The organism is Baekduia sp. (assembly GCF_035996765.1).
Lineage (GTDB): Bacteria > Actinomycetota > Thermoleophilia > Solirubrobacterales > Solirubrobacteraceae > Baekduia.
Window position 1 is genome coordinate 1 of record NZ_DASYJG010000093.1, and the last position, 10,447, is coordinate 10,447.

A 10,447-nucleotide genomic window follows, 5' to 3' on the forward strand; every position below is an offset into this window, starting at 1 on the left:
GGCGGGATCGGTCGAGTCGCCCGCGTTCACGCCGAGGAACGCGACCTTCTTGCCCTTGGTCACGGCCTGAGACTGGAAGAGCGGGAACTCGGTCCGGCAGGGCACGCACCACGAGGCCCACTTGTTGACGACCACGGGATAGCCCTTGAGGCTCGCCATCCGCGCCCGGAACGCCTTCGTGCCGCCGGGCAGGAGCTTCGAGGCCTCGCGGTGCAGCGAGGCCAGCGGAGCGGGGGCGCCGCTGAGCTGCTGCTCGGCCTTGGCGAGGTCGAAATGCCGCTTGGGGCTGGGAACGTTGCCACTCAGCGCCTGGCTGAGTCCGACGGCCAGGACCGCGACCAGGGCGAGGGAGGCGAGGATGGCGGCAAACCGTCGCATCCAGACATACGGTGGCAGATCGATCGTCGCCGTCGCGGGACTCTGCTTGAATATGGGGTGCTTCCCGGGCAGGCGCTCCTGAACGACGCCATCCCTTAGCGGTCCCGGAGCGATCCGAAGTCGTGCGGCGGTCCCACACGGCTTCCCCCTTACGTCGATTAGTCGAGCCTTCATGGCTGAGCCTGAGACAGCGACCTTCGCGGTCGCATCCATTCCATCTTCCGCCGACTTGGAGCGGGCCGCGTCGTTCGCCCGCGAACCCTTCGTGCTCGAAGGGGAGGACGCCGCGACCGCGCTCGCGGCCGGCAGCCCGCGGCGGCGCGCGTTCGACGCCGCGCTGGCCGAGCTCGACGAGGGCGCCAAGGTTCCCTCGACGCACTGGCGCCGCCACTACTCGCTGCTGCTGGGCCTCGACCGCCTGCTCTCCCAGGACGAGCCGGCGCTCGTCGACGGCACGGTGCTCTCCGCCCACCAGGTCGACGCGCTGTCCGGCACGCTGACCGCGCTGCTGGCCGAGGCGCAGCGCAACGGCAACGGCAACGGGCGCACGAACGGCGCGGTCTCCGACGAGCTGCCGCTCGCCTCCGCCGCGCCCCCCGGCGAGGAGGACCTGCCCGAGGAGCTGCGCGAGGACGAGGATGCCGACGAGGACCCGGTCGACTGGTCGGACCCCGACGAGGACGTCGCGGAGGCCGCCGACGACCCCAACGCCGCCAAGCGCTTCTGGTTCGAGCACGCCACCGGCGCCGGCAAGACGGTCGCCGCGCTCGGCTTCGTCGAGGCGTCGCGCACCGGCGGCATCCTCATCCTCACCCACCGCCGGAACCTCGTCGACCAGTTCCACGGCGAGCTGCGCGACCGCGGCTACTCCAAGCGCATCGCGCCGGCGCTCCTGGGCGACAAGGACCCGGGCAACGGCCCGGTGACGGTCGAGACCTACCAGTGGTTCGTCCGCAACGCGGGCAAGATCTCCGACGCCTACACGATCGTCATCTGCGACGAGGCGCACACCGCGCTCGGCGAGAAGACGAGCGCCTCGATCCGCGCGTGGGCCGGCCCCGTGTTCGTCGGCATGACCGCGACGGGCGCGCTGATCGCGCGCCACGTCACCGACCTGTTCCCGACGCAGACGTCGCGCTTCGACCTCGCGCAGGCGGCCCGCCGCGGCGTCATCTCACCCCTGCGCTGCATTCGCATCCCGCCCGGACCCGGTGTCCGCACGATCGCCAAGGTGCCGCTGCGCCGGGGCGAGGTCGACACCGAGTTCGATCAGGAGATGCTGGCCGAGCTGCTCGACCAGCTGCCCTTCAACCTCGCGATCGCGGACCTCTACAAGACGCGCTTCAACGGCGTGCCCGGCGTGGTCTACGCCGCCGGCGTGCGCCACGCCTACAACGTGGCCGCGGCGTTCCGCGAGATCGGCATGAAGGCGCAAGCCGTCTCGGGCGAGACGCCCAAGCGCGAGCTCGCCCAGATCCTCGCCTCTTACGAGGCCGGCGACATCGACGTGCTGGTCAACGCGCAGCTGCTGGCCGAGGGCTGGAACTCGCCGCGCGCGACCATCTGCATGCACTTGGCGCCGACGGCGTCCAAGCGCATCTATCAGCAGCGCGTCGGCCGCGTGACGCGCCGCCATCCCGGCAAGGAGTCGGGCATCGTGGTGGACTTCGTCCATCCCGCGACGCGGCACGACGACCCGGTCGTGACGCTGCACTCGCTGCTGGATCGCGAGGTCTACCGCGGCGGCGCGATCGTCGTCGGGCCCGTGCGCCGTGGGCGGGGCCGGCGCGTGCGCGTCGAGCGCCGTGTCATCCCGGTCACGGCCGACATGGACAAGCGCATCGAGGTCTTCGAGCGCGAGCTGTGGCGGATCGCGGTCGAGTTCTTGGACTACGGCGAGCAGGTCCAGTGGGCCGCGCTGGCTGGCGCGCGGGTTGCGCCGAGCGGCTGGCGCCGGGCGCGGGCGATGCTGCACTTCGACAAGTCGGGCGAGCTGAAGCGCTCGTTCCTGCTGACCGCGGTCGAGCGCAACAAGAACTCGCAGCTGCGCCTGCGCGCGCTGCAGGAGATCGCGCAATCGCGCGATGCGGATGCCTTCGAGCGCGCGGTCGACGTCGTCCGGCTGTGGGCGCGCGACGAGCGGCGCGAGGGCGTCAAGATCCTGTTGCAGGCGCTGGCCGAGCGGCGGATCGGGCGTCGGGATCAGGCGTCGCACTGGATCTGGGATCTCGCGGACATGACGCGCGAGGTGCACGAGGAGTACGCGGTCCAGCGCTGGCCGGAGACGAAGCGGTTGTTGGGGTTGTTGGTGAACTCTTCCGGCGGCGCGCACGCGCGCAACGCGCGGCGTCTCGTCCACGCTGCGCGCAAGCAGGACCGGCGCCTGAGCGCGGCGCTGCTGGCCGCCGCGGTGGCCCACACGCCCGAGGCGATGGAGGTCGTCCGCGGTGCGCGGACGCGCATGGCTCGCAAGCCGAGCGCGCTCTCCCGCGAGCTGCTGCGCAACTTCCCCAAGCGCAAGAACCGCTCCCGTCGCCGGCGCGGCAAGAAGGGCGAAGAGGGCAAGGCGCCGCAGGTCGAGGTCGCCGTGGGTGCGGTCGAGACGGCCGAGGGCGTTGCCGCATCGTCCAATGGCTCCGGTGATGGCGAGCAGGTCTCGCCGCGCAAGAAGCGCCGCCGCTCGCGGCGCAAGAACGCGGCCGCGCGGGCGGCTGCTGCCGCCGCTGAGGCTGCGGCGGGCGGCGCCGAGGCCGTGGGTGAGGCCGCGAGCTCTGGCGATGCCGAGCGCCAGGACGATGCTCCGACGGGCGGAGAGCGTGCATCTTCGCGGCAGGAGCGCGCGGCCGCACGCCGCCGGCGCGCTTCCGTGTCGGCGCCCGTCGACGGCGAGCATGCGGCGCGCGAGATCGAAGCCGCTGCGGCGTTGCTGTCAGGCCACGCCGCCGCTGAGCCCACCAACGGAGCCGCCGACGTCGAGTCAGCCACCTTTGAGGGTGAGGCGCCGGCCAAGGCCCAGCCACGCCGCCGCCGCTCGCCCGTGGCCGCTGCTCCGGCAGAGGGCGAGAACGGCGCAGCCCCCACGGCCGAGCCGGCTGAGGACGATGCGCCCAAGCCGCCTCGGCGCCGCACGGTGCCGAAGGCCGTCGAGGTGCCGGCTGAAGAGGAGGCGCCGAAGCCGCCCAAGCGCCGTCGTACGGCTGCCGCGAAGGCCGCTGATGACGCGGACGAGGCGCCCGAGCCGCGGACACGCCGGACGGCTGCGGCCAAGGCCGCCGATAACGAGGACACGCCCAAGCCGCGGACCCGTCGTACCGCCGCCGCGAAGGCCGCCGAGGCAGACGCCGAGGAGCAGTCCAAGCCCAAGCCGCGGGCCCGCCGCACCGCCGCTGCCAAGGCGGAGGCCGCGGCAGCCGAAGAGAAGCCCAAGCGCAAGCGCGCGCGGGCCAAGCCCAAGGCCGCGGCGACCGAGGATGATGCGCCCAAGCCCAAGCCGCGCGCGCGACGCACGGCCGCCGCGAAGGCTGCCGAGTCCGAGCAGCTCTCCCTCGACGCCCCCGCCGAGGACGCGCCGAAGCCCAAGCGCCGCACCACCCGCCGCAAGGCCGGCGACGAGCTCGACGACGCCGCCTGAGGCAATCGTGGACGAGCGGCCTGAGCCCGACGAGCGGCTCGCCCCCGCGGCGCGCGGCTTGTGGACGCTGGAGATCCTCGCCGGAGGACTCGTCGCGACCCTCATCGCCTTCGCGGTCCGCGGCCCGCTGCGCGACCAGGACGGCCTCCTGCACACGCTCGGCACGGTCGGCCCCTGGCTGGTCCTGCTCGGCGTCGTCGTCGCGGCCATCGCGATCCCGGCGCTGCGGCTCGCGCGCTGGCGCTGGCGGCTGGACGACGACGAGCTCGACCTGCGCCACGGCACGATCACCGAGATCCGCACGATCGTCCCGGTCGCCCGCATCCAGCACGTCGACCTGCGCCGGTCGCTCTGGGCGCAGCTCGTCGGCACCGCGGCGGTGGTCGTCCACACCGCGGCCGGCACGAACGAGATCCCGGCGCTCACCAACGGCGAGGCTGCGCGGGTCCGCGACCGGCTCGCCGGGCTGATCCGCACGCCCGATGACCTTTGACGGACCGCAGCGGCTGCACGTTGCGGCGGCCGTCCACCACGCTGTCCGTGGGCTCAGCGACATCGCGTTGCCGTTGATCATCGGCTTGGTTGCCGGCGGGCGCAGCAGCTCGCTGCACGCGATCGGCTTCGGACTGCTCGGCGTCGCCGCGGCGGCCGCGATCGGTATCAGCCGCTGGCAGGCGACGACCTACCGCGTCGACGATCGTGCGCTGCACTTCCGCTCCGGCGTCTTCTCGCCTGACGAGACCGTCATCCCGCTCGAGCGGATCCAGGCCGTCGACACGATCGCCGGCCCGATTCAGCGCCTCTTCGGCGTCACCGGCCTGCACGTGCAGACCCCGGGCGGTGGCAAGGACGGTGACGTGGTTCTCAGCGCGCTCTCCTCCCGCGCGGCCGCCGAGCTGCGCGCCGCGCTCGGCCACGCCGACCAGCACGTCGACGTGGTCACGGTGCGTCGGCGCCTCTCGATGCCGGCATTGCTGGTCACCGCGCTCACCGCGCCCCAACTCGGCATCCTGCTGCCGGTCGTCGGTGGCATCTTCGGCGCGCTGCAGAACGGGCTGCTCGGCGCCGGCGAGACCGAGGTCAAGAACATCAACTCGACCCACGAGGTCGTGATCATCGCCATCATGTTGCTGCTGGCGGCGTGGGTGCTGTCGTTCCTGGGCGCGATCGTCACCTTCTCGGGCTTCGAGGTCCAGCACGCCGATGGCCGGCTGCGGATCCGCCGCGGGCTCCTGCAGCGCCGGGCCGTCAGCGTCCCGGCCGGGCGGATCGACGGCGTGCAGATCGTGGAGAGCCCGTTGCGTCGCCCGCTGCGCCTCGTCACGCTGCGGCTGGAGGTCACGAGCCTCGGCGGGCGCGAGGCCGCGGCCCGCACGCTCTTTCCGCTGATGCACCGCGCCGAGGTCGAGCCGTTCTTGGAGACGTTTCTGCCGGACTTCGCCGGCACGCTGACCGTCGACGAGCGGCCGCCGGACCGCGCGCGTCGCCGCTACCTCACGATCCCGGTCGTGGGCGTCATCGTGGCGAGCGCGGCGCTGGTCCTCGCGCTGCCCGCCGCCTGGCCGGCCGTGCCCGTGCTGCTCGCCGCCGCCGTGCTCAGCGGCCTGGACGCCTTTGCGGCGGCCGGCGTTCGATTGCATGCCGAGGACCCTCGCGTCGTTGTGCGCGCCCGCCGTCGCGGGTCGCGCGTCACGCTCGTGGCGCGCCGCCGCCGGCTGCAGGAGCTCGACGTGTCGCGCTCGATCCTGCAGCGCCGCGCCGGGCTGTCGACGGTCTCGGTCGCCGTGGCGCGCGGAACGCGGCTCGGCGTCCGCCACGTCGAGCGGACGCTGGCCGCGAGCGTCCTCGCGCGGCTGACGGCGACCAAGTCCTACACGTAGGTCCGACCTCGATCGTCGCTACGCCGTAGGCAGCCGGCCGAGGTGGACCTCGCCGGCGTTGAGCGCCGTCCGCCCACCGCCGGGCAGCTCGACGACCAGGCGGCCCTCGCCGTCGATGCCGCGTGCGATGCCGGTCCCGCCGGCCCATGAGATCTCGCTGCCGAGCAGCGCGTCGCGCGCCCGCCAGGCGTTGAGGAGGTCATCGGCGCCAAGCGCAAAGGCCCGCTCCAGCGCATCGAGCAAGGACGACAAGAACGGCTCGATGTCGACGCGCCGCCGACCCAAGGACCCCGCCTTCTCGCGGAGATCCTCCGGCAGTCCGGCGACGTCGACTGCCACGTTGATGCCGATGCCGAGGACCGCCCAGCCCTCGTGCGGCCGGCCCTCGGCAAGAATCCCAGCGACCTTGCGTCCGTCGACCAACACATCGTTCGGCCACTTGATCCGCGCGTCCTCGCCGCAACTCTCGGCCACCGCCACCGCGGCGAGCAGCGGCAGCAGCGGCGGCGGATCGCGCAACACCACCGACATGGTCAACGCCGCGCCCGGTTGCGTCGTCCAAAGGCGCCCCTGCCGCCCGCGCCCGGCGGACTGCGCGGCCGCCGTCACCAGCGCGCCGTGCGGCGCGCCGGCCAGCGCTAACTCCCGCGCGCGGTCGCTCGTGGAGTCAACCTCGCGCAGGTGCAGTCGTGGTGTGCCGAGCATCCGGGCTCAGCCGCGCGCGCGGATCCGCAGCTCGCCGTCGCGCTCGATGCCCAGCAGCTCGCGCGCCGAGCCGCGGTTGACCGCCAGCGCGAGCGTCCGGTACGCGTCCTCGTAGAGGATCAGCTCGCCGGCCGGGACATCGGCGAACGTCGTGGCATAGACGCCAGGCCGCCCGTTGACGTCGACGCCGTGGCCGAGCTTGAAGCCGGAATCGGCCAGCTCGGCGTGCTCGACGTCGAGCATCACGTTGCCGAAGCGGTCAAAGCCGACCGCATGGGCGTAGAGCTCACCGTCCTCCAGGAACGCGAGCGGCATGTCCAGCCGTGTGATCTCGTCGGCGTCGATCGGGTCGCCGGCGTCGCCCAGCGGCGCGCCGAGGGCAAGGTGTGCCGCCACCGGGGCGAAGATGTCGCGGCCGTGGAAGGTCGCCGAGACCGGCTCAAGGCGATGCGGCGAGCGAGCGACGTCGACGACCTCGGCGATGCCGCCGAAGCGCTGGGCGGCGAGCGAGAGCAGCCCGTTGTCGGGCCCCACGAGGATCCGGTCCTCCTCGGTCGTGCGCAGCGCGATCGCGCGCCGCTCGGCGCCGACGCCCGGATCGACCACCGCCAGGTGCACGCCCGGGGCGCTGAACGGCAGCGCGCGGCGCAGCACGAGCGCCGCGGTCCGGATGTCGTGGCGGTCGAGGCCGTGGGTGAGGTCGACGATCCGCGCCTCAGGCGCGATCTGCGCGATCACCGCGTGACACACGCCGACGAAGTCGTCCTCGAGGCCGTAGTCAGAGAGGAACGTGAGCGGGCGTGCCATGCGCTTGGCAGGCTAGCGGCGCAGCGCTGCGACGAGCGCGTCCACGAGGCCCGCGGGCGTGTGCTCGCCGGCTTCGACCTCGGGCTCGAGGCCGTGGGCCCGCAGCGCCTCGGTGGTGATCGGCCCGATCGAGGCCAGCCGCAGGCCGCTGTCGCGCACGACCTCCGCGCCGCCGACCGCCTCGACGAAGAAGCGCGCCGACGAGGCCGACGTGAACGTCGCCCAGTCGGCCTCCAGCGCGCGGGCGCGGGTCCGCGGATCGAGCGGTTCGGCGACCGTCTCGTAGGGCTCGATCAGGTCGACGACCGGTGTGCCGCCGTCCAGGAGCGCCTGGCGCACGACATCGCGCCCGCCGCGGGCGCGGACGATCATCGCGTGGCGGACCTCGAAGCCGGAGACGAGGTCGGCGAGCGACTCGCCGACGGCGCGCGAGGGGATCAGGTCGGGCTCGATGCCCTGCGCTCGCACCGCGTCGGCGGTGCCGGGGCCGATCACGGCGACCGCGATGCCATAGAGCGAGCGGACGTCGCGGAAGGTCGCGCGCAGCTCGGCGAAGAAGGTCTTGACGCCGTTGGGCGAGGAGAAGACGAGGAGGTCGACGTCGCCGAGGTCGGGGATCGAGAACACCAGCGGCTCGGGCACGATGACGGCCGCCTCGATGACCCGCGCGCCGAGGTCGCGCAGCGAGCCGGCCAGGCCCGACGCCTGGGCCTTGGGCCGCGTGACGACGACCGACGTCCCGCCCAGCGGTCCGCGGCCCAGCCACGCAAGCTCCTCGCCCAGCGCCGCGACGGGCCCGACGACGGTGACCGACGGCGGTTTAACCGCAGCGGCCTCCGCGAGCTCAGCGATGGTCGCCAGCGTGCCGGAGACGGTGCGCTGGTCGGGCAGCGTGCCGCGCTCGACGATCGCGACCGGCTGGTCGGCCGGGCGGCCGCCGAGCATCAGCTGCTCGGCGATCCGCGGCAGGGCACGCACGCCCATGTAGAACACCAACGTGCCCGGGAACGCCGCCAGCGCCGGCCAGTCGATCTGGGTCTCCGGTTTCTCGGGATTCTCGTGGCCCGTGACGAACGCGACCGCGGCTGCCATGTTGCGCTGCGTCACCGGGATGCCGGCGTAGGCCGGTCCGGCGATGCCCGCGGTAACGCCCGGGACGACCTCGAAGGCGATGCCGTGCTCGCGGCAGAGCTGCGCCTCCTCGCCGCCACGGCCGAAGACGAACGGGTCGCCGCCCTTGACGCGCACGACGACCTTGCCCTCCTGGGCGTGGGTCAGCAGCAGACGGTGCGTCTCATCTTGGGGTACTTGCTCGCCGCCGCCGATCTTGCCGACGTCGAGCAGCAACGCATCGGCGCGCGCGCCATCGAGCGCGGTCGGGGGAATGAGCTTGTCATACAGGATGACATCGGCTTGTGCGATGACTTGCAGGGCGCGCACCGTCATGAGGCCCGGATCGCCCGGGCCGGCGCCGACGAGGATGACGCGACCGTTGTTCATGAGGTTGCCATCTCGGCGGCGCGCGTCAGCAGCTCGCGGGCGCCCATCGACTCCAGCCGCGCGACGAGCAATGAAGCTGCTCCATCATCAGCGACGACGCTGTCGCGCAGCCAGGCGCTGCCGTCAGGCAGCCCGACGAACGCATGCAGCGCGGTCCCGTCGTGGTGCACGCCCACCGGCGTGTCACACGACGCCTCTAGCGCCTCGACGACGAAGCGCTCGGCACGCAGCCGGGCGTCGCTCTCGGCGTCGACCAACGCCGCGGGGATCACGCGGCCCTCGACTGCCAGCGCGCCCTGGCCGGGCGCGGGCACGAAGATCGACGGATCGAGCAGCGCGCCGATCTCCTCGGCGAGACCCAGGCGGCGCAGGCCCGCGGCGGCGAGGATCAGCGCGTCACAGGCGCCCTCCTGCAGCTTGCGCAGACGCGTGTCGACGTTGCCGCGCACGTCGATGACCTCGAGATCGTCGCGCACGGCCAGCAGCTGCGCGCGGCGGCGCAGCGAGGCGGTCCCGACCCGTGCGCCGGGAGCCAGCGCCTGTAATGAGTCGCAGCCGACCAGCGCATCGCGTGCGTCCTCGCGGCCCAGCACCGCGGCCAGCGCCATTCCCGGGCGTAGCAGCGAGGCGGCCGGGACGTCCTTGGCCGAGTGCACGGCGAGGTCGATCGCGCCGGACTCCAGCGCATCCTCGATCGTGTCGATCCAGCGCGCCTTGTCCCCGGCGATCCCGCGGTCGCCGCTCGTGGTGATCTCCACGATCTCGGTATCGCCGCCGAGCGCGTCGGCGACCGCGTGCGCCTGGACCAGCGCCAGCGCGCTGCCGCGGGTTCCGAGCTTCACTGCCCGGCGCCGCGGCGGCGCAGGGGGCGCACGTCGGCCTGCGGGGCATCCGACTCCGTGGAATTCGATCCCGCCCGCCCCTCGGTGATGCCCTCGGTTAAGCCGAAAAGCTCCCGCGCGAACTGCACGCGGCCGTGGCCGCCGTCGCGGTCGACGGACTTCAGGCGGATCGTCGGCTCGTGCAGCAGGCGCGCCATCAACGAGCGCGCCATCGCCTCGATCCGGGCACGGTCGCGCGCCGACGCGCTCTCCCAGCGGCCGTCGTTCTCGGCCAGCACCTGCTCGACGATCGCGTCGCCGTACTCGCGCAGCGCCCGGATCGTCGGCTGCACCGCGAGCGAGCCGAGCCAGCCGGCAAAGCGCTGGATCTCCTCCTCGACGATGATCTCCGCGCGCAGCGCCTCGGCCTCGCGGACGGAGATCGTCTGCGCGACGGCGGTCTGCAGGTCGTCCATGTCGTAGAGCGTCACGCCGGGCAGGTCGCGGCAGGCCGGGTCGATGTCGCGCGGGACGGCGATGTCGACGAGCAGGAGCGGGCGCCCGCCACGGGCGCGCATGACGAGCTCGAGCTCCTCCTCGCCGACGATCGGGTGCGGCGACGCGGTGGAGGCGACCACGACGTCGGCGCGCTCGAGCTGCGCGGGCAGCTCGTCGAGCGCGACGACACCGCCCCCGAAGCGGGCGGCCATGGCGCGGGCGCGGTC

The 10,447-nt window shown here is 73.3% G+C and carries 8 protein-coding genes and 1 pseudogene; 3 read left to right on the forward strand and 6 right to left on the reverse strand.

Features of this window, described 5'->3' with window-relative positions:
- On the reverse strand, positions 1–378 hold a 378-nt coding region (locus tag VGO10_RS20005; protein ID WP_327471753.1), incomplete at its 3' end, for a TlpA disulfide reductase family protein.
- 172 nt (positions 379–550) lie between these two features.
- Between VGO10_RS20005 and VGO10_RS20010 the strand changes: the two genes are divergently transcribed.
- From VGO10_RS20010 to VGO10_RS20020, 3 genes are read left to right on the forward strand one after another with little or no spacing between them, the layout of a single operon-like run.
- Positions 551–4,009, forward strand: a complete 3,459-nt coding sequence (locus VGO10_RS20010) for a DEAD/DEAH box helicase family protein (protein WP_327471755.1) — start codon at positions 551–553, stop codon at positions 4,007–4,009.
- A 7-nt stretch (positions 4,010–4,016) separates the two neighbouring features.
- The gene (locus tag VGO10_RS20015) at positions 4,017–4,502 is read left to right on the forward strand and encodes a PH domain-containing protein (RefSeq protein ID WP_327471757.1); all 486 of its coding nucleotides are present in this window, start codon (positions 4,017–4,019) and stop codon (positions 4,500–4,502) included.
- Positions 4,492–5,889, forward strand: coding sequence for a PH domain-containing protein (locus VGO10_RS20020; protein WP_327471759.1), 1,398 nt, complete (start codon positions 4,492–4,494; stop codon positions 5,887–5,889). The genes VGO10_RS20015 and VGO10_RS20020 overlap by 11 nt, the downstream gene beginning before the upstream one ends.
- Positions 5,890–5,907: 18 nt before the next feature.
- On the opposite strand, the gene VGO10_RS20025 is transcribed toward VGO10_RS20020, so the two are convergent.
- The 5 genes and pseudogenes from VGO10_RS20025 to VGO10_RS20045 form a co-directional block, all read right to left on the reverse strand.
- On the reverse strand, positions 5,908–6,594 hold the full coding sequence (locus VGO10_RS20025; protein WP_327471761.1) for a biotin--[acetyl-CoA-carboxylase] ligase: 687 nt from the start codon (positions 6,592–6,594) through the stop codon (positions 5,908–5,910).
- Positions 6,595–6,600: 6 nt separating this feature from the next.
- On the reverse strand, positions 6,601–7,401 hold the full coding sequence (locus VGO10_RS20030; protein ID WP_327471763.1) for an SAM-dependent chlorinase/fluorinase: 801 nt from the start codon (positions 7,399–7,401) through the stop codon (positions 6,601–6,603).
- 12 nt (positions 7,402–7,413) lie between these two features.
- Positions 7,414–8,901: a uroporphyrinogen-III C-methyltransferase gene (cobA, locus tag VGO10_RS20035; RefSeq protein ID WP_327471765.1), complete on the reverse strand. Its 1,488-nt coding sequence runs from the start codon at positions 8,899–8,901 to the stop codon at positions 7,414–7,416.
- Positions 8,898–9,743 (reverse strand): hydroxymethylbilane synthase, encoded by an 846-nt coding sequence (gene hemC, locus VGO10_RS20040; protein ID WP_327471767.1) that lies wholly within the window; start codon positions 9,741–9,743, stop codon positions 8,898–8,900. Before hemC ends, cobA begins: the two co-directional genes overlap by 4 nt.
- A pseudogene (locus tag VGO10_RS20045) lies at positions 9,740–10,447 on the reverse strand (glutamyl-tRNA reductase); the annotation flags it as partial. The pseudogene VGO10_RS20045 and the gene hemC, both read right to left, overlap by 4 nt.